This window comes from Myxococcales bacterium, from assembly GCA_016712525.1.
In the GTDB taxonomy this organism is placed as follows: Bacteria; Myxococcota_A; Polyangia; order Polyangiales; family Polyangiaceae; genus JAAFHV01.
The window spans coordinates 1281581-1300688 of the sequence record JADJQX010000007.1 but is presented as its reverse complement, the minus strand read 5'-3'; the positions used below and the strand labels follow the sequence as shown (position 1 = coordinate 1300688).

Annotated in this window: 15 protein-coding genes; 6 read left to right on the top strand and 9 right to left on the bottom strand. The window is 69.3% G+C overall.

Annotated features, from left to right (window positions below):
* The first annotated feature begins 34 nt into the window (after positions 1 to 34).
* Complete coding sequence (locus IPK71_22610) at positions 35 to 1450, top strand: MBOAT family protein (protein MBK8216532.1); 1416 nt, start codon at positions 35 to 37, stop codon at positions 1448 to 1450.
* 40 nt (positions 1451 to 1490) lie between these two features.
* On the opposite strand, the gene IPK71_22605 is transcribed toward IPK71_22610, so the two are convergent.
* The 8 genes from IPK71_22605 to IPK71_22570 form a co-directional block, all read right to left on the bottom strand.
* A complete protein-coding gene (locus IPK71_22605) occupies positions 1491 to 2894 on the bottom strand; it encodes a sigma-54-dependent Fis family transcriptional regulator (GenBank protein ID MBK8216531.1) in 1404 nt (467 codons plus the stop codon).
* An 85-nt stretch (positions 2895 to 2979) separates the two neighbouring features.
* Complete coding sequence (locus IPK71_22600) at positions 2980 to 5064, bottom strand: PEGA domain-containing protein (protein ID MBK8216530.1); 2085 nt, start codon at positions 5062 to 5064, stop codon at positions 2980 to 2982.
* A gap of 298 nt (positions 5065 to 5362) precedes the next feature.
* Complete coding sequence (locus tag IPK71_22595; protein ID MBK8216529.1) at positions 5363 to 7972, bottom strand: hypothetical protein; 2610 nt, start codon at positions 7970 to 7972, stop codon at positions 5363 to 5365.
* A gap of 85 nt (positions 7973 to 8057) precedes the next feature.
* Positions 8058 to 8420 (bottom strand): hypothetical protein, encoded by a 363-nt coding sequence (locus IPK71_22590; GenBank protein MBK8216528.1) that lies wholly within the window; start codon positions 8418 to 8420, stop codon positions 8058 to 8060.
* Positions 8421 to 8522: 102 nt separating this feature from the next.
* Complete coding sequence (gene rimO / locus IPK71_22585; protein MBK8216527.1) at positions 8523 to 9932, bottom strand: 30S ribosomal protein S12 methylthiotransferase RimO; 1410 nt, start codon at positions 9930 to 9932, stop codon at positions 8523 to 8525.
* Between the two features lie 46 nt (positions 9933 to 9978).
* Entirely contained in the window at positions 9979 to 10824 is an 846-nt protein-coding gene (locus IPK71_22580; GenBank protein ID MBK8216526.1) for a hypothetical protein, read from the bottom strand.
* 49 nt (positions 10825 to 10873) lie between these two features.
* Positions 10874 to 12025 carry a glutamine-hydrolyzing carbamoyl-phosphate synthase small subunit gene (carA, locus tag IPK71_22575; protein ID MBK8216525.1) on the bottom strand — a complete coding sequence of 384 codons (1152 nt, stop codon included), beginning with the start codon at positions 12023 to 12025 and terminating at the stop codon, positions 10874 to 10876.
* 67 nt (positions 12026 to 12092) lie between these two features.
* Positions 12093 to 12656 (bottom strand): DUF4234 domain-containing protein, encoded by a 564-nt coding sequence (locus IPK71_22570; protein ID MBK8216524.1) that lies wholly within the window; start codon positions 12654 to 12656, stop codon positions 12093 to 12095.
* Positions 12657 to 12841: 185 nt separating this feature from the next.
* Between IPK71_22570 and dnaG the strand changes: the two genes are divergently transcribed.
* From dnaG to IPK71_22545, 5 genes are all read left to right on the top strand, one after another.
* The gene (gene dnaG, locus IPK71_22565; protein ID MBK8216523.1) at positions 12842 to 14464 is read left to right on the top strand and encodes a DNA primase; all 1623 of its coding nucleotides are present in this window, start codon (positions 12842 to 12844) and stop codon (positions 14462 to 14464) included.
* Positions 14452 to 14769: a hypothetical protein gene (locus IPK71_22560; protein ID MBK8216522.1), complete on the top strand. Its 318-nt coding sequence runs from the start codon at positions 14452 to 14454 to the stop codon at positions 14767 to 14769. The genes dnaG and IPK71_22560 overlap by 13 nt, the downstream gene beginning before the upstream one ends.
* Positions 14770 to 14863: 94 nt before the next feature.
* Positions 14864 to 16627 (top strand): RNA polymerase sigma factor RpoD, encoded by a 1764-nt coding sequence (rpoD, locus tag IPK71_22555; protein ID MBK8216521.1) that lies wholly within the window; start codon positions 14864 to 14866, stop codon positions 16625 to 16627.
* Between the two features lie 80 nt (positions 16628 to 16707).
* Entirely contained in the window at positions 16708 to 17205 is a 498-nt protein-coding gene (locus IPK71_22550) for a hypothetical protein (GenBank protein MBK8216520.1), read from the top strand.
* 415 nt (positions 17206 to 17620) lie between these two features.
* Complete coding sequence (locus IPK71_22545; protein ID MBK8216519.1) at positions 17621 to 18556, top strand: SUMF1/EgtB/PvdO family nonheme iron enzyme; 936 nt, start codon at positions 17621 to 17623, stop codon at positions 18554 to 18556.
* 27 nt (positions 18557 to 18583) lie between these two features.
* On the opposite strand, the gene IPK71_22540 is transcribed toward IPK71_22545, so the two are convergent.
* Positions 18584 to 19102, bottom strand: coding sequence for a hypothetical protein (locus IPK71_22540; GenBank protein ID MBK8216518.1), 519 nt, complete (start codon positions 19100 to 19102; stop codon positions 18584 to 18586).
* Between the last annotated feature and the right edge of the window lie 6 nt (positions 19103 to 19108).

Genomic DNA, 19108 nt, shown 5'->3' with positions numbered 1-19108 from the left:
GAGCCTCGTCCTCTGGTCCCCCGCGCTCCTCCACGTGCTCTTCAACTCTCTCGCTTTCTTCGTGTTCACCGCGGTGTTCTTCGCCGTGTGGCCGCTCGTGTGCGCGAACCGCCGCGCTCGGTACGTGGTCATTGCCTCGTTTTCATTGGTGTTTTACGGGTTTTGGGACCCGCGATACGTGCTCGTCCTCGTCGCCACGTGCGCCGCCGACTTCTCGTTCGCTCTCGCGATGGAGAGGTACCCGGCGCACCGTAGGCTCCTGCTCGTGAGCTCGCTCACGCTGAACCTCGGCACGCTCGTGGCGTTCAAGTACGCGACCTTCCTGGCCGGCCTCTCCGATCGCGCCCTCCACTCGGTCGGTGTCGGGTCGACGCTCGTGGCCACGTTGCCCGCGTTCCTGCGTGTGCTGCCGCCGGGCATCAGCTTCTACACGTTCCAGTCGATGAGCTACACGATCGACGTGTACCGGGGAAAGCTTCGTCCCACCCGGAGCTTCTTGCACTTCCTCGTCTTCGTCTCGATGTTCCCCCAGCTCGTCGCGGGACCCATCGTGCGAGCGACGGATCTGCTGCCGGCCCTCGAGGAGCACCGCCACCCGACGCCCGCCGAGCGATCGAGCGCGCTCGTCCTCGTCGTCGTCGGGTACTTCAAGAAGGTCGTCGTCGCCGATCACCTCTCGGCCACGGTCGAGTCGGTCTACGGCGGGGCGCGCGCGGGGTCGATGCTCTATTGGCTCGCGACCCTCATGTTCGCGTTTCAGATCTACTTCGACTTCTCGGGCTATTCGGACATCGCGCGGGGGCTCGCGCGCCTCATGGGGTACGAGTTCCCGCTGAACTTCGACCACCCGTACACCGCGCGCAGCATGCGTGAGCTCTGGCAGCGGTGGCACATCTCGCTCTCGACGTGGTTCCGTGACTACGTCTACGTGCCGCTCGGAGGCAACCGCCGGAGCGCCACGCGGAACCTCTGGATCACGATGCTCGCGTCCGGCATCTGGCACGGCGCATCGCTCACCTTCCTCGTGTGGGGCGCGTGGCACGCGCTGTGGCTCTCCGTCGAGCGCTGGACGCGGTGGCCGGAGCGCGCGGTCTCGTCGGTCGTCGGCAGGGTCGTGGCGATGCCCTTCGTGTTCCTGCTCACCCTGCTCGGGTGGGTGTTCTTCCGCGCGTCGTCGCTGACCAAGGCCGTCGCGATCCTCTCCACGATGCTGACGGAGGTCCCGAACGTCCGTGACCTCGCGCTCTTGCCGAGCTATGCGCCGCTCGTGTTCTTCGGCGTCGGCGTCGTGGTGGAGGCCGTGTCCGTGCGGGTCTCGCGGAGGAGCGAGCCCGAGGTCCCGCCGAGCTACGCGCGAAGGTTCGCGCTCTCGGTCGGCCTCGCCGTGATGATTGTGCTTTGCATCTATTTCCGCGGCCCGGGCACCGCGTTCATCTACTTCCAGTTCTGAGGTCGGCCGGGGCCGGCGGGCCGGCGGGCCCTCGGCTGCCTCACGAACCGGAGGGCGCCTTGTCCGAGATGGGCGCCGCGGCCGGGATCGACTCGCTCTGAGGCTCGTCGCCGTCGTCCATCGCGTATTTCGCGAGGCGGTAGCGGAACGAGCGGAAGGTGATGCCGAGGAGCTTCGCGGCCGCTGTGCGCACCCCGCCCGTGCGCTCGAGCGCTTGCACGAGGAGCCGGCGTTCGAGCTCTCCGATCACGTCGTCGATGTTGCATCCCTCGTCGGGGATCGTGACGAGGGTAGGGGTGGGAGCCGAGGCGGCGCCGCTCACCTCGCGCGGCAGATCGCCGAGGCCGATGGTGCTGCCCATGGAGAGGGCTACGGCTCGCTCGACGATGTTCTCGAGCTCGCGCACGTTGCCCGGGAACCCGTACGCGTCGAGGGCGCGGAGCGCGTCGGGAGAGAACCCTCGGAGCGTCTTGCCGTGCTCACGCGAGCACCGGTCCAAGAAGTGGTGCGCGAGGAACGCGATGTCCTCGCGCCGCTCGCGGAGCGCGGGGACCTCGAGGCGGAGCACGTTCAGGCGGTAGTAGAGGTCCTGCCGGAACGTGCCGCCCCGCACGTCGGCCTCGATGTCCCGGTTCGTGGCGGCGAGCACTCGCACGTCCACCGGGGACTCTTGCGACTCGCCGACCCCTCGCACCTTGCGCTCCTGGAGCACCCGGAGGAGCTTCACCTGCATCTGGAGGGGCAGCTCCCCGACCTCGTCGAGCAGGACGGTGCCTCCCTCGGCCTCACGAAAAATCCCGAGTTTTCGCGAGGTTGCGCCGGTGAACGCGCCGCGCTCGTGGCCGAAGAGCTCGCTCTCGATGAGCTGCTCCGGGATCGCCCCGCAGTTGACGACCGAGAACGGCTTCTTCGCGCGGTCCGAGGCGTCGTGGAGGGCCCGCGCGACGCGCTCTTTGCCCGTTCCGCTCTCGCCCGTGATGAGCACGGTGCTCTTCGTGCTCGCGATGCGGTGCACGAGCTCGACGATCTTGCGCATCGGCTCGGACCGCACGAGGAGCCCCTCGTGCGCCCGATCGAGCCTATCGACCTGGGCTCGCAGTCGGTGGTTTTCGGCCACGATCGCGCGCTTCTCGAACGCCTTTTGGACGAGCGCGCGGAGCTCGGCCGTCGAGAACGGCTTCGCGATGAAGTCGTACGCTCCGCGCCGCATCGCCTCGATGGCCTGCTCGACCGTCGAGTGGGCCGTCATGACGATCACCTCGGTCGCGTCGGAGCGGGTGCGCGCGGCCGACACCAGATCGAGGCCGGAGCCGTCGGGCATCATCAGGTCGGCCAGCACCATGCCGTACGGCGACGGCGCGTTCTCGACCGCGTCTCGCCCAGCGAGAAAGCCCGGCGCCAGCGTGACCTCGTAGCCATCCCGGCGAAACAGGATACCCAACATGTCACGAAGCCCGGGCTCGTCGTCGACCACGAGGACCGTGCGAGGTTCTTGCGCGTGTGACAAGAACCTCAGCGTACCACGGGTCTTACTCGCGGAGCTTCACGATCACGGGCTTCGTCTCGCCCGCCTTGACCGTCACCGAGACGCTCTTTTTCAGGCCCTCTTCGGTGTTGATGAGCATGATCGTGTGGGCGCCCGGAGTGACAGGCACCTTGACCTTCGGGGTCTGTCCGAGGGGCTTTCCGTCGAGCGCGACGTTCGAGACGGGCGTCGAGTTGATCGTGATGAACGCCTCGCCGGCCGCGGCCGCGGGGGCTGCGGGCTTCTCCGGCGCTGCGGGCTTCTCCGGGGCGGTGGTTCCCGGCGACGTGACGGGGGTGCCGCCGGCGGGCGCCGTGGCCGCGCCCTTCGGATCGAGCGTGACCGTGAAGGTCTTCTCGGCCTGGCCGTCCTCGAACGTGATGCTCTGGTGGTAGTCGGTGAAGCCGGCCTTGGTGGCTTCGAGCACCCACGGCTTCGCGGGATCGAGGTCGACCGAGACGGGGAGGGACGGGAACTTTCGCCGGTCCGAGCCCGAGACGAGCAACACCGTGGCGCCCTCCGTCCCGAGGTTGATCGTCGCCTTGCCCTTCACGACCTTGAGCGGAAGCGCGACGTCTTGGACCTCGCCCTTCGTGACCGTGATCTTCTTCTCGACGGGCGCGTACCTGTCGGAGCCCGCGAGCTTGATGGTGTGCTCGCCGGGCGCAAGATCCCTGATTTCTTGAGGAATCTGCCCGATCTCTTTGTCGTCGACGAAGAGCTTCACGCCCGCCTGGTTGCCGGCGACCTTGAAACCCGTGCCGCCCTTGCCGCCCGCCACGAGGGCGAAGTCGACGGTGCTGCTCTGGCCCGAGTTCACGTTGACCGCCTTCGGAGCGGGCGGCTCGAAGCCGTCGGCCTCGACCTTGACCTGGTGCACTCCCGCCGAGAGCTTCTCGACGATGCACGGCGCGACCGTGCACGACTGCTGCGTGCCGTCGATGAACACGGCGACGCGGCTCACGGCGCCGCCCTTCGCGTCGGTCACGTTGACGGCCATGGCGCCCGTGCGGGGCATCAGGAAGAAGACGCCGAGACCGGCCACGAGCGCGACGCCGGCGACGAGGCCCACGATCATGCCCGTGCGGTTCGGCTCGGGCTGCGCGCGGGTGACGAGCGCGGTCTGCTCCATCGCCCGCGAGGTCATTTGCGCGCTCGGGGGCACCGAGGCAGGGGCCGTGGCGGGAGGCTGCGACGGTCCGGCGGCGGCGGGGGCAGCCGAGGGGGTCGGCGGCTTCGGCGGCGGCGCAGAGAGGGGCTTCGGCGGTCCGGGCATCGGCATGGGGGCCGTGTGCGTCTGGACCGGCGGGGGCGGGGGCGTCCCGGGGCGGATGGATCCGCCAGGAGGCGGAGGAGGCGGAGGGGCGGACGGCCCACCCGGCGGGGCCGACTTGAGCGGCGGGGGCGGAGGAGGAAGCTGCGCGCTCATTCCGACGAGGGTCGCGCCACCGGCCTTCGGGAACGACTCGGGGAGGCCCTTGTCGGTCACCTCGGTCGGCGCCGGCTCGTCGTCCTCTTTTTTGTCCTTGTCGAAGATGTGGGTCGCCTCATCCTCGTCGTCCCAGTCCATATCGATGCCCTTTTTCTTCTTTTCGGGCTTCGCTTCGGCGGCGGCGGGCGGAGTGCTCCCCGGCTTCGGGGGAACGGAGATCGCGGGCAGGCTCTTCCGCGCGGGCGGCGCGGAGGGACGGATCATCGGAGCCGCGCGCATGCTCCCGCTCGGGGTCGTGCTCGGGAGGGGCGGAGGTCCGGCGCTGGGCACGGGCGGCGGAGGGGGCGCAGCCGAGGCGGCGGGCGGCGGCGGTGCGGCCGACGCGACAGGCGGGGGGGGCGGGGGCGCGGCCGAGGCGGCGGGAGGCGGCGGCGGCGGAGCCGCGGAAGCCGTGGGCGGGAGGGGCGGCGGCGCGGCCGAAGGGGGAGGAGGAGGCGGCGCAGGGATGGCGACGCCGAGGAGCGTCTTTTTGGGCTCGGGCCCCTTCGCGCCGGCACCGGGGGGAGGCGGGGGCGCCGCGGCGCCGTTCGTTGCGGTCTTCTTGCCAAGACCCTCGAAAATGTCGAGGTCGGTCCCGCTCTTGTTTTCGTCTGCCATGAACGCTCTCTCGAACCCGTAGGAGCCGTGCGGAGGTCTCCGCCTTGGACATGAGCGAAAAAGGCGCAACATGCGCGTTTTTCCCTCGGTCGAAGCGAGCCCGGAACCCCTCGTTGACCGAAGGCTGCCGGATACCCGTCCCGCCGGCGCGCATGCTAGCGCCGACGCGTCACCTTGACGAGCGACTATCGTCGCCCAGCCGTCCGTTTCGGGCGAGATTTCGTCCGCTCCCCCGGTTTTCCCGTCGTCGCTCGGCCGCCCCCACGTCGGTTTGTAGTGGTAGGTACGACTTCATGCTTCAGGGGTTGGCGGAGGCCGACGGGGAGGGGGCCGGCTTCGGCTTGGCGAAGTAGCGCACGCGCTGCATCTGCAGGGGGCGCCAGACCGAGACGTCGACGACCGGGGTCGACTCGAAATAGGGGCGCCCTCCCGGCATCGCGCGGCGGACGAGGCGCATCGTCACGGGGCCGTGGGGGACGGGATCGCGTTCGCCGTCGAGCGCGAGCCCACCGCCGAGGAGCGCGGCGACGTCGTTCGCGACGAACACGCGCTTCGACGCCCCGGCCCTCCCGAGCAAGGCCGCGCCGCCGGCGAGGGCGTCGGCGCGTTTGGGCTCGTCGCGTGCGATCTCGGCGTAGAGGAGCACGCCGTCCTCGTCCCGGACCCCGACGACCGCCCGTGTCGCCGGGGTCGGGGCATCGTTGCCCGTGAAGAGCGGCGTGCCTTGGGCCTTCTCACGCGCGACGAGCGAGAAGCGCCCGTCGGCGAGCACGAGCGCGGTTTTTCCAGGGGAGGTGGGCGCGCCAGCGTCTCCCCGGCGGTCGGCCAAGGCGAGCACCGTGGTGGGATCGTCGTTGGCGCCGTCCTTCGGATCGACGGCCTTCGGGTCGACCTCGAGCACCGCGATCGCCGAACCCGCGCCTTCGACGCGGGCGGTGGTGGTCGCGATGGCGTAGGGGTACCCGTGCTGAGGCAAGCCCTTCACCCGCCACGCCGCGGCGCCCGGATCGAGCGGCGGCCCCGGTAGCACCCGGCGCGCGGTGAGGTAGAAGAAATCGCGCTCGTCCCGCCGGATGTAGCGGGGGAAGTTCATGTGCCCCATCGCGCGGATCATCCGCCGCGCGCGGAACCGGAAGTCGGGGAAGTCTTTGACCTGGCCCTCGTACTCCCAGTCGGCTTGGAGCGGCCGCCCGAGGGGAGAGAACCCCGTCCCTTGGGCCATCGAATAGAACTCGAACCCGGCGTGGCCGGCGTTCATGTCGAGGTGCATGCCGTAGCGGCAGCGCGCCCGCAGCATCGCGCGGCCGAGCTCCTCGGTGGCGATGTCGACCCCGTAAAAATAGCCGAAATACCCCTCTTTCGTGAGGCAGAGGCCGCTCCGCGTGGTGTGGATGGTGTCGTGCCAGCCGGGCGGCGTGCCGCCCCACCAGGTGCGGTTCCAGGGGTTCCACTTGTCGTCTTGGACGATCATCGTGAGGTTCTGGCGGTAGCTCAGGATCTCGTCGGGGACCTCGGAATTTCCAGGCCAGGAGCCCATGGCGGTCGACCCGTCCCGGAGCTCCATCACCGTGGCACCGTACGGCTTCGGCGGCAGGTACATGATGCCGTTCGCCTGCATGCCGTACTCGCCGTGCTGAGCCTGGAAGCCGCCGTTGAAGCCCGCGACCACGTTGCGAAGCACCTCGGGGGTGCGCGCGATCGTTCCAGGGCCGGCCTCTCCGGTGGCGCTCACGGGCTCGACGGTCCCGGCTTCCATGTGCAGCGCGATCACGCGCGCGTCCCACATGGTGATGAAGATGCGCGTGCCCGTGCGGTTCGGGTCGGCACGAAGGAAGGTCTGCGCGAACGGCGCCGGGACGCCCGGGATGGGTGTGATGAACGGGTCGTTCTCGAGGGCGACGAAGGTGCCCTCGTTCGGCAGAGCGGGCTTCAAGATCGGCTCGAGCGGCGCCGGAGGGAAGCCGACCTCGGGGTCGCGGGTGCTCGTCACGGTGCCCCCGGTGACCTGCGATAACCCCTCGAGACCACTCGGGGTTTCGGCGGTCACGGTGGGCCCACCGGTGACCTTCGTCCGCGCCTTCTCCGCCCACTCGAGACCCGTGAACGCCACGGCCTTCAGGATCTGCATGTTCTCGTCGCCGAACGCGGGCACCGAGCGAACCCGGTCGACCGCCCATGGGACGAAGCCCGCCGGACGGCCCTTCTCGGCGAGGCTCACGCGGAGGAGCTCGGCGCCTTCGAGCACGCGGCGAGACCCAGGATCGAGCACGACCTTCGTCCCGCCTCCGAGCCCCACGTCGAGCGCGTCGCCTCGGAAGGCGAGGCGGGCCTCGGTGAAGTCCCCGGCGAGCGTGTAGACGTCGTGGACGATGCCCTGCGAGAGGCCCGTCTTCTGCCACTCCGTACCGGCCGACTGGAGCTTCTGGAGAGAGGTGAAGTCGGCCGATTCGGCCGCCGGGTGACCCCGCAGATCGAGCACGTGGATCGCCTTCGGGGCGCCGTCGAGGGCCGTCGTGTAGGCGACGAAGGGGCCGGAGACCACGGGCGCGCCCTCGTCGACGCTGGCGGAGCTCGTGAGGTTCACGGGCGCCGAGACCTCGAGCACCACGCCCTCGGGCGAGCGCCGCACGAAAGTCATGTAGAGATCGTGCATGTCGTCCGAGGGCGAGCGGCCACGAACGAGCGCGACCTCGACGGACCCGAGGGACCGCGGCCGCCGAGAGACGACGAACGTCGACAGCTCGACCCCCTCCGCCGACGCGTCGATCCCATGCGCCGATAGCGCTCGGGCGATCGCGGCCTTGGGCGTGGGCGCGGCCAGGTCGACGCCGCCTCGCGCCCCTATGGCCGCGGCGACGGCGAGCACGAGCGCGAAGGGAATCGGGCGAAACCTCTCGGAACGAAGCACGTCCTGCAAACGCCCGAATCGGCCCATCGCGTCCGCGCGACCATACCGCGCTTTCCGCCAAGCTGCTCGACGTTCCCGTCAGGCGTCAGCGCGGGATCTGGACCGACACGGGCGGCGAGCGCTCGTTGCCGCGCTCCTGGGTGAGGTCGATGCGGTCCCCTGGGCTCGCGTAGAGCTCGATGCGGTAGGACCCGTCGGAGTCCGCCTGGGTCCCGGCGACCCGCTGGTCGCGGGGGAGCCTCGCGCTCTCGTTGATGGCGATGACGAAGGCGTCCGCGAGCGCGGCCCCCTTGGCGCCGGAGAGGACGTACCGCCCCGGGGCCGTCCCTTGCGAGACGGCAGGAAGCTCGGGTGGAGGCAGCGGCAACGTCGGGCTCACACACCCCGCGACGCCGAGCACGGCGACCGCCGAAGATGCGAGGAGGAGCGCACGACGACCAACCACCATGCCTACGAGATTAGCACGACTCGTGCCACCGCATCTCCTCGAAAAGCCCGGGAAATCGAACGGCAGTTGCCAACTGGGTTGGCAGCTCCGTGACGGCGGTTGTCAGGCGAGGACCTTGAGCCCCACACGACCCTTTCGGCGGGCCGGCTCGGCCTCGTGGACCTCACCGACGAGGTCGTAGTCGCTCGCCTGGGTGATGGTCACCCTCCGAATCTCGCCCGCCTTCACCTCGCCGCCCGAGAGGTAGACGTGGCCGTCGATCTCGGGGGCTTGCCCGGCGTGGCGCCCCTTCATCACGAGCTCGTGGTCCTCGCTCGGGCCCTCGACGAGCACGTCCACGTCGGTGCCGACGAGGCGCTTCTGGTTCTTGCGCGAGATCTTGCGCTGGAGGGCCATGAGGCTCCGCGCGCGTTTCGCGGCGACCCGCTCGGGGACCTTGCCCTCGAGCAGGAAGCTCTTGGCGCTCTCTTCGTCGGAGTACCGGAACACGCCGACGCGGTCGAACTCGGCCCACGTCACGAAGTCGCAGAGCTCCTGGAACTCTTCGTCGGTCTCGCCGGGGTGGCCCACGATGAAGGCCGTCCGGAAGGCGAGCCCCGGGATGGCCTTTCGAAGGCGCTCGACCACGCGCCTCTGCCGCCCGATCCCGTGGCCGCGCTTCATGCGGCGGAGCATGGCGTCCGCCGCGTGTTGGAGCGGCATGTCGACGTACTTCACCACGTTCGGGTGGTTCGCGAGCACGTCGACGAGGGCGTCGTCGAGGGTCTCCGGGTAGAGGTAGAATACACGCACCCAGCGGATCCCCGGCACGTCGGCGACGTCGGCCACGAGCTTCGCGAGGGAGACACGCTCGGCCTGGGGGAGATCACGCCCGTAGGCGACGGTGTCTTGGGAGATGAGGTTCAGCTCGACGACGCCTTGTTTGGCGAGGGCGCGCGCCTCGCGCACGATGTCGGCCGCGGGCCGGGAGCGCTGCTTCCCGCGGAACTCGGGAATGGTGCAGAATGCACACGTTCGGTTGCAGCCCTCGGCGAGCTTGAGGTAGGCGCTCGCGCGGCTCTGCGTGAGCACCCGCGGGTCTTTGGCGCGGACGACCCAGTCGGCCGGGTTCCCGACGAGCACGCGCTCGGCGTCTCCGCGGAGGACGTCGGCGAGCTTGAGCATGTCGCTCGACCCGAGGAAGTGATCGACCTCGGGCATCTCGTTCGCGAGCGCGTCGGGGTAGCGCTGCGAGAGGCACCCCGAGACCACGAGCTTCTTCAGGGCGCCGTGGCGCTTGAGCTCGGCCATCTCGAAGATGGTGTCGATCGACTCCTTTTTCGCCTCTCCGATGAAGCCGCAGGTGTTCACCACGATCGTGTCGGCCGTGTCGGGCTCGTCCACGATCGTGTAGCCCTCGCGCCGAGCGACTCCGAGCATCACCTCGGAGTCGACGCGGTTTTTCGGGCAGCCGAGGCTGACGAAGTAGATGGTCTTGTCGGTCGGGTCCGTCGTCTTCGTGCTCTTCGCCATGGGCTCTCGCTCGCGCAGGGGGAGGCCGTGCTCCCGCGGGCGCGGGTTAGTAGCAGGTGACGTCGGTGTTGTCGCGGCCGGGAGTGCCCCGCTGCGTGCCCTGCGCGTACGTCGAGAACGTGAGGCTCCAGCGGGCCCAATCGGACCGCACGTTCGCCGGGCAGTTCTTCGGGAAGGCGATCGAGCGCCCGGCCGTGAGGTTCGAGAACGCGGGGTAGTCGAGCTGATCCACGATCGTCGTGCCCGAGCGGACGGTCATGCGGTCGCCGTCGTTCTTGAGCACGTCCGTCGCGGCGAACGGGAACGAGGCCACGGGGAGGGCGTAGCTCGTCGCCTTCGCGGCCGTGCCGACGACGACGATCTTGCCGAGCGGCGCCACCTCGGCATCGGCGGGAAGGGTGGCCCTGTCGAACGCCGTCCCCCGCGGAGACTCGACCACGAGCCCGCCGACCCGGAGCGTGCAGGTGCGCGTGCTCGACAGCTCGATCCACTCGCCGTCGTCTCCCGAGCCCGAGCGCGACGAGACGAGAAACTCGGTGATTTGCAGGTCGCCCGCGACGAGGGGCCCGGCGCAGTAGGCCGTCGCGCCGCCGTCGCTCGGGGGCACGCTCGCGTCGACACCCGCGCCGCCGTCGGCCCGCGCGTCGGTCGCCGTGGAAGCGTCGCTCACGCCGGCGTCGTCGGGCTCGGGCGCGGCCGGTCGTTCGCCCGCTTGAAAGCTGTTCGGGTTGACCGTGTCCGGGTCGCTGGGGACGATGGGCTCCTCTTCGACGAAGAAGTCGTCCTCCGGGAGCACGGGGGCCTTTTTGGCGACCGGCGTGTCGGAGCACGCGGCGAGCACGGACGCGAGGGCCAGGGAGGCCGCGGCGAGAGGTAGAGCCCAGTGACGCACATGGTCAATGTAGCACCCTCTCCTACCTCTGCAAGCCACGTCGGCCGGGTCAGGCGCGGGCATCGGCGCGCCGATGGGCCCGCATGGCCTCGAGGAAACGGCCGAAGAAGCCGCTCGAGTCGTGCGGGCCGGCTGCGGCCTCGGGGTGGAACTGGACGCTGGCGGCGAAGAGCCCCGGGACCTCGAGCCCCTCGAGCGTGCCGTCGTTGAGGTGCCGGTGGGTGGGCACGGCGCTCGCGGGGAGGGTGGCCGTGTCGACACAAAATCCGTGATTTTGTGCCGTAATTTCGACTTTTTGGGTGCGGAGATCGACGACCGGCTGGTTCACCCCGCGGTGGCCGAACGTGAGCTTGAACGTGCGGGCGCCAAGGGCGAGGCCGAGGAGCTGATGGCCGAGGCAGATGCCGTAGAGCGGGCGCTTGCCGAGGAGCTCCTTCACCGTCGCCACGACGTCGGTCGCCGCGGCCGGATCGCCGGGGCCGTTCGTGAGGAAGATCCCGTCGGGATCCTGGGCGAGCACGTCGCTCGCGCTCGTGTGCGCGGGCATCACCGTGACGTCGCAGCCGAGGTCCACGAGGCTCCGCAGGATGTTCTTCTTCGTGCCGAAGTCGAGCACGACCACCTTGGGACGAGGGCCTTCGAGCGGCGTCACGGCGAGCGGGCTCTGGAGGGCTCCGTGGCCTTCGGTGAACGTGTAGCTCTCGCTCGGTGTCACGAACGTGACGAGGTTCTGTCCGTTCATCGACGGCGCCGCGCTGGCCTCGCGCCGGAGGTCCTCCACGGGCGCGGTCCCGACGGCGCACGCCTGGCTCCCGTGCGATCGCAGGTGGTGCGTGAGCGCGCGGGTGTCGACGCCCGTGATGCCCACGACGCCGTGCCGCTCGAGGTAGGCCGAGAGGGTCTCCTCGGAGCGACGGTTCGAAGGCAGCGGCGAGAGGGACCGCGTCACGAGGGCACGGATCTTCGGAGCCCCGTCGCGGGACTCGGCGTCCTCGTGGGTGATCCCCACGTTCCCGATCTCGGGCGAGGTGAGCACGAGCACCTGCCCGTAAAACGACGGGTCGGTGATCGACTCTTCGTAGCCGGTCGCCGGGGTCGAGAAGACGGCCTCTCCCGTGACCATGCCTTCGGCGCCGAACGACTCTCCCTCGAAGACCGTGCCGTCGGCGAGGACCAGATGGGCTTTGCGACGCGAGCTCATGGCGCGGCGCATAGCACGATTTCGACGTGTCGCGCGCGCGCCGCTCGCCGGGGACCCGAACGGCCCTTCAGCCCGCCTCGTCGAGCCGACGAGGCGCGGCCTCGGCTTGGCCTCGCCCGGAGGACGGGGGGACCGCGATGCGGCGCTCCGAGGCCCTCTCGGCGAGACGCGCGCGCTCTCGGACGCGGGCCTCCGTGAGGGCCCCGAGCCCGTTCATTTGCGCGTCGAGGATCCGCATCGCGCCGATCGAGAGTAGCCCGAACGAGAACACGCCGCCGACCGCGAAGGTGAGCACCTCGTTCGAGCGATCCGCGTGCGAGCGCTCGAAATAGACCGACACGGCGTGCACGGCGCGCGCGTACCTTCGCAGGATCACGATGCCGTAGAGGCCGAGGGTGAGGCAGGTGAGCGCCACGTCCCGCGCCGGTCGGATCTCGTCGAGGGCGGTCGTCTCTCGGAGCTCGTGGCCGAGCCGATAGAGCCAGACAGGACCGTAGAGCCCGAGCGTCGCGAGCATGAGCCAGGTCGTCCGCGCCGGCGCGTGCTCCGAGATGTGCCCCCCGTGGAGGCGCACCTTGACGGGCACGCGGTCCCGCGCGCGGGCGTAGAGCTCGGAGGTGTGCATGGTCATGGGCATGCGCGACGTCACGTTCCCGTTGCCCGGACGACAACGGCCGTTCACCCTCATCGTACGGGAAAACGACGGCACGTGCCGAATGCGCAGCCGAAAAAAGCCGCAACGCGGCGCGTCGAGCGATGCACGCTCCACGAGCGGTCCTTGACCCGGTGCGACATGGCCGATAACGAAAGACGCTCGTGATCTCCCCCGAGACCATCCTCGCCGTACGCGAGCGGACGGACATTCTCGCCGTCGTCGGGGAGCACGTGCCTTCGCTCAAGCGGCGCGGCAGGAGCTTCGTCGGACTCTGCCCTTTCCACAAGGAGAAGAGCCCGAGCTTCCACGTGAACCCCGACCGCGGTTTTTACCACTGCTTCGGGTGCAAGGAGTCGGGGTCGGCGATCGACTTCGTGATGAAGCTCGAGGGCGCGACCTTCCCCGAGGCCGTGCGGTCCCTCGCCGAGCGCCTCGGGCTCTCGGTCGAGGAGACCCACGCCGCGCCCACCGAGGTCGACCGCCAGAAGCGCCAGAAAGACGACCTCTACGCCGTGAGCCAGCTCGCGGCGGTCTTCTTCGAGCAGCAGCTCCGGGACCACCCCGATCGCGAGTACGCGCTCGCCGAGCTCGATCGCCGCGGTCTCCGGCCGTCGTTCGCGGGTGGTCATGGTGGCCCCGAGGTCGACCAGGCGCTCCAGGCGTTCCGCATCGGGTACGCGCCCCCGGAGTGGGACGGCCTCGCCAAGTTCGTGCGCGCCCAAGGCATCTCGCCGCTCACCGCCGAGACCGCCGGCCTCCTCGCGCCGCGCACGAGCGGGGCCGGGCACTACGACAGGTTCCGTCACAGGCTCATGTTCGCGGTGGTCGATCCGCAGGGGCGCGTGCTCGCGTTCAGCGGCCGCGCGCTCGAGCCGCACCCCTCCGAAAAACGCGATCCGTCGGACAAGCCTGCAAAGTACATCAACTCGCCCGAGACCCCGATCTACACGAAGGGAGCGATGCTCTTCGGGATCCACGCCGCGCGGCATGCGATCCGGTCGGCGGGGGAGGCCGTGGTCGTCGAGGGCAACTTCGACGTCGTGTCGCTGCACGCGCGGGGCATCACGAACGTGGTCGCGCCGCTCGGCACGGCGTTCACCCTCGAGCAGGCGAAGCTCCTCCGGAGGTTCGCGTCCGACGTGGTGCTCCTCTTCGACGCCGACGCGGCGGGGCGGAAGGCGGTCGCGGCGTCGGCTGCCCCGCTCGCCGAGGCCGGCCTCTCCGCGAAGGTGGCGAGCCTGCCCGAAGGGAAAGACCCGGACGAGGTCATCCGAGAGCGCGGGCCCGACGCCGTGGCGGATCTCGTCGCGCAGGCGCGCAGCATCACGACCTACCAGATCGACACGCTGCTCGACGCCTCGTTCGCCCAGTCCGACGCCTTCGAGCGCGCGCGGCGGGTCTCGGAGGTGATGAAGATCCTCAGCGCCGACAGCGACCCGATCGTCCGCGCGATGCACAAGTCCTACGCCGATCAGCTCGCCGGGAGGCTCGACCTCGTGCGCTCCGGGAGCGACGCCTTCCGCGCCCTCGAGCAGAGCGTGCGCCGTGCGGTGGCGAACGTGCCGCGGCCGAAGCCCAAGGCGACGCGGCCCGGGTTGCCCGAGGAGGGGGGGCCGCCGCCCCCGCCCGAAGGACCGAAGGACGCGCGCATCGCGCACAGGTCGCCCGAGGTCTCGAAGCGCCGCGAAATCGTGGGAGCGCTGATCGAGTACCCCAGCTCCTCGACGATCCCGAGGCGGCCGAGGCGCTCGACCTGCTCTCCGGCCCGAGCGTGCTCCTCGTGAGGGCCCTGAGAAATGCCTGGGATCCCGCTGTCAAGCGCCTCGATGTCAGCGAATTTCTTGCACAAATCGACGAAACGTTCCACGTTTTCGCCTCTTCGCACCTGGGCGCCCCCAAGCTCGAGACCGAAATCGAAGCAAAACGGGACTTGCTCGAGAACGCAAAACAGCTAAAGAGGCTCCTCCTCAAGGAAGAGGCCGAAAGTCTCGCGCGGGAGAACTACAAGCCGGAAGTCGACTTTGAAACGAAGGCCGAGCTGGCCATGGAAGCCGCGCTGCGAGCGAGAGCACGGCACAAGATCAAGTGAGCGACGTGGCCTCCACGAGGCCGGCGTCACGCGAAACCGAGGGACGTGAGCACCTACCGTCCCGAACGACGTGGTTGGTGGAAGAAGGCGGGCAATGGCGACGAAGAACCGTGACCGGAAAGAAGAAGCGGCGGGCAAGGAAAACGGCCAGAAGAAAGGCTTTCTCACCTACGACGAAGTGAACGAGTCCATGCCCGGCGACGTCGCCGTGGACCAGATGGACGACATGATGAGCGTCCTCGGCGACGAGGACATCGAGATCGTCGACGCCGCGACCCAGGTCAAAATCGCCCCGAAGCGGATCGTCGAGGAAGAGGCCGCCGAGAAGAAAAACGTGCCCCGCGACGGGCGCGAAAAAGAGGACGACGAGAGCTACTACTCGAAGTCGAACGACCCGGTCCGGATGTACCTCCGGAAGATGGGCTCGGTCTCGCTGCTCACGCGCGAGGGCGAGGTCGAGATCGCGAAGCGCATCGAGTCGGGCGAGCACCAGATCCTGGGCTCGATCCTGAGCTCGCCCGTGGCCGTCCGCGAGATCATCGATCTCGGCGACAAGCTCCGGAAGCACAAAATCCGCGTCAAGGAGATCATCCGCGACGGCGACGACGAAGAGAAAGAGTTCGACGAGGAGGAGGCCGATCGCCGCGTCCTCCGCTCGATCGACAAGGTCAAGCAGCTCGACAAAATCGGGCAGGACCTCGCCGCGCAGCGCGAGTCGGGCACGCTCTCGGCCACGCGCAAGAAGGCCGTCGAGACCGAGATCGCCACGAACCATCTCAAGATGGTCGAGACGCTCCAGGAGATGCGCCTCAACAAGAAGACGATCGACAAGGTCGTCCTCAAGCTGCGCACGCTCATCCAGAAGGTCGAGCGCGCCGAGAGCGGCTCGACCGAGCTCGAGAAGCGCACCGGCGTCGACATGGACCAGCTCCGCAAGGAGGCGCGCACCGCCAAGGGCGACGCCATGGCGGAGAAGAAGTACAAGCGCCGTCACGGCGTGACGCCCGAGGAGGTCCTCTCGAACCACTCGGCCGCCCTCAAGAACCTGAAGAAGGTCGAAGAGGAGCTCCAGCTCGACATCAAGGCCCTCCGCGCCACCTACTCGGAGATCCGCGAGGGCGAGCGCATGGCCGAGCGCGCGAAGGCCGAGCTCGTCGAGGCGAACCTCCGCCTCGTCGTGTCGATCGCGAAGAAGTACACGAACCGCGGCCTCCAGTTCCTGGACCTCATCCAGGAGGGCAACATCGGCCTCATGAAGGCCGTCGACAAGTTCGAGTACAAGCGCGGCTACAAGTTCTCCACGTACGCGACGTGGTGGATCCGTCAGGCCATCACGCGCGCGATCGCCGATCAGGCCCGCACCATCCGTATCCCGGTGCACATGATCGAGACGATCAACAAGCTCATCCGCACGTCGCGCTACCTCGTCCAGGAGTACGGCCGCGAGCCGACGCCGGAGGAGATCGCCGAGAAGATGGAGCTCCCGCTCGACAAGGTCCGCAAGGTCCTCAAGATTGCGAAGGAGCCCATCAGCCTCGAGACCCCGATCGGCGAGGAGGAGGACTCCCACCTCGGCGACTTCATCGAGGACAAGAGCGTCGTCTCGCCGGCCGAGGCCGTCATCAACAACAACCTCGCCGACCAGACCCGCAAGGTCCTGAAGACGCTTACCCCGCGCGAGGAGAAGGTCCTCCGTATGCGCTTCGGCATCGGCGAAAAGAGCGATCACACGCTCGAAGAGGTCGGCCAGGACTTCGAGGTCACCCGCGAGCGCATCCGCCAGATCGAGGCGAAGGCCCTCCGCAAGCTCCGCCACCCGAGCCGCTCGAAGCAGCTCAAGAGCTTCATCGAGAGCTGAGCGCACGACCGACCCACCCCGACGACCCGCGCGGAGGGAGGCAGAACGCCTTCCCTTCGGCGGGTCTCGTCGTTTTCGTCATGGCGATGGCGTCGCTCGGGTGCCGAAGGGGGTGCGCGAGCGAGCTCCTCGAAGGCCCCAAAAAGGCGACCGAGGCGCCCCTCGAGCTCTCGGGGACCGACTGCCCCGCGGGCCTCGTGCGCTGCCGCGAGGGCAGGGTCGAGCGGTCCCTCGGGGGCCACGTGCCGGTTCGATGCGAGCGCGGCGAGTCGTGCACCTGCCCGTTCGTGACCGAGCTCGAGTGCCCGGGCCCCTGCCTCCTCGAGGGCGAGGAGGTCTACCTGGGGGACGCGGGCGCTGCGCTCTGCCGCACACCGGGGGCGCGGAGTGTGCCCGTCGTCTCTCCGGCCCCCGAGGGCGCGTGCGACTCGGACGACGCGAGGTGCGTCGGGGGAGCGCTGGTCGTCTGCGCCCCGAGCCCTCGCACGGTCGCCCGGTGCCTCCGCGGCTGCGCGGGGCCCGGCGTCGTCGGCCCCGACGTGCCGCTCGCCGAGCTCGAGGCCTTGTGCGCACCGTGAGGCGCGCCGCCTAGCTTCGCGCCTGGCCCCTGGGACCGTGCAGCCCGGTACGCATGGCTCGGATGTCGTGGTGGCACGAACGCTGTGTCGTGCCGTCACCGCACCCGAGGGCGCCCGCACACGCCCGGATCCCGCGAGAACCGGCGCCTCCCGAGGTCCGATCTCCGAAATGTAGCCTAATGTAGGTGCGACAAAGTACCCTTGGATCCGTGAACTTTGGTCGATTTTGCTTGCCGTGACATGGGTTCCGGCGGGTGAGCGACGGGGGCACGGGACCTCGAAAGAGGCTCAGAGAGACGTGGCAACGCTCTTGCTTTTCTTGAGAGAAGGCACGGGCCGGAAGGAGCCGGGAGACATCATGAAGCGCTCGAAGTTTGGGGCTTTGGTCTTCGGAATCGTTTTGGTTTCTGTCTGTGTGGGCACCAAAGGGGAGGAGAACGTCGCGCGGGCCGAGCCCGGGGCAGGTGAGCCCGGCGCGTCCGACGGTCCAAGTCGCCTCGCGCCGCTCGACGGCGATGGGCACGAGAGCGCCGTCATCGCGACGAACGGGCTCAAGCTGACCACCACGCCCGCGCCGAGCGATCCCGGGGACAGCCGCTGCCCCGAGGGGATGGTCGAGGTCGACGGGGAGTATTGCCCGGCCCTCGAGCAGCGCTGCCTCCGTTGGCTCGATCCCGAGACCAAGCTGCGCTGCGCCGAGTTCGCCCCCACCGGGCCGTGCCAGGCCAAGACGGTGCATAAGCACTTCTGTATGGACCGGTACGAGTTCCCCAACAAAGCGGGCGAGAAGCCGCAGGTGGGCGCGACCTGGTACGAGTCCCGCGACGCGTGCAAGGCGCAGGGAAAGCGGCTCTGCAACGACAGCGAGTGGACGCTCGCCTGCGAGGGCCAAGAGCGCCTCCCGTACCCGTACGGCTACGCGCGCAACGCCGAGGCGTGCAACATCGACAAGCCTCACCCGAAGCCCGACGAGAACGCCATGTTCGACCCGAAGCGGCGCGCCGCCGAGTTCGCGCGGCTCGATCAGCGTGATCCTTCCGGGTCCCGCGAGGCGTGCGTCAGCCCCTACGGCGTCGTCGACATGGCGGGCAACGTGGACGAGTGGGTCGTGAACGAGAGCGGCACGCCCTACAAGAGCGGCTCGAAGGGCGGCTACTGGGGCCCCGTGCGCACGCGGTGCCGCCCGATGACCACGGCCCACTACGAGCACTTCTCGTTTTACCAGCTCGGCTTTCGCTGCTGCAAAGACGCGGCGGCCGACGAGGCCGCGCCGGCCGCCAAAGCGCCTGCGCACGCGACCGGGCCTTCGCTCGCGAAGAAGCCCGCGCCGCCCTCGATGCCCGGCTCCTGACGCTCGGGGCCTGACGCTCGGGTCCGGTCAGGGCTCCGAGGCGTCGGGGGCGCCGGCGTCCTCGGCCGGCTTCTTCTCGCTTCGAGGTGCGCGTGCCGGCGGATCGCCGTACTCCTGACGGAGCTTCTTCGCGAGGGCGTCGACGAGGACCTGCTCGTGGTAGTGCGGCATCTGCGGGAGCTGCACGACGACGCGCACGGGGGCATCGTCGCGGCCTCGAATGAGCTCCATCGAGCCGCTCGTGACCTTCTGCCCCGACTCGGTCGACTTGTACTCGAAGAGCAGGTAGCCGGTCGATTCGTCCTTCTCGATGACCTTGAGGCCCATGTCGACGCGCACCATGCGAAGGGCGGCGTTCCAGGTCCGGTCGTACCCGTAGAGGGACTCGTAGCTCGCCTTGGCGGTGGCGTCGGGGCCCGAGAACACGATGAGCGCGGCCACGGTGAGGCCGAGCCCCGTCGCGACCACCGGGCCCGAGGCCGCGAGCACGAGACGGAGCCCGAAGGCTCGGGCTTTTTCGCGGATGGGGGCACGGCGCGCGTCCATGCCCCA

What these genes read in the sequence shown, in the direction of transcription:
- IPK71_22600 (MBK8216530.1), bottom strand. Translation starts at nt 5,064, where the DNA reads ATGGCAGACGAAAACAAGAGCGGGACCGACCTCGACATTTTCGAGGGT.
- IPK71_22605 (MBK8216531.1), bottom strand. Translation starts at nt 2,894, where the DNA reads ATGTTGGGTATCCTGTTTCGCCGGGATGGCTACGAGGTCACGCTGGCG.
- rimO (MBK8216527.1), bottom strand. Translation starts at nt 9,932, where the DNA reads ATGGCGAAGAGCACGAAGACGACGGACCCGACCGACAAGACCATCTAC.
- IPK71_22570 (MBK8216524.1), bottom strand. Translation starts at nt 12,656, where the DNA reads ATGACCATGCACACCTCCGAGCTCTACGCCCGCGCGCGGGACCGCGTG.
- IPK71_22540 (MBK8216518.1), bottom strand. Translation starts at nt 19,102, where the DNA reads ATGGACGCGCGCCGTGCCCCCATCCGCGAAAAAGCCCGAGCCTTCGGG.
- IPK71_22590 (MBK8216528.1), bottom strand. Translation starts at nt 8,420, where the DNA reads ATGGTGGTTGGTCGTCGTGCGCTCCTCCTCGCATCTTCGGCGGTCGCC.
- rpoD (MBK8216521.1), top strand. Translation starts at nt 14,864, where the DNA reads ATGGCGACGAAGAACCGTGACCGGAAAGAAGAAGCGGCGGGCAAGGAA.
- carA (MBK8216525.1), bottom strand. Translation starts at nt 12,025, where the DNA reads ATGAGCTCGCGTCGCAAAGCCCATCTGGTCCTCGCCGACGGCACGGTC.
- IPK71_22550 (MBK8216520.1), top strand. Translation starts at nt 16,708, where the DNA reads ATGGCGATGGCGTCGCTCGGGTGCCGAAGGGGGTGCGCGAGCGAGCTC.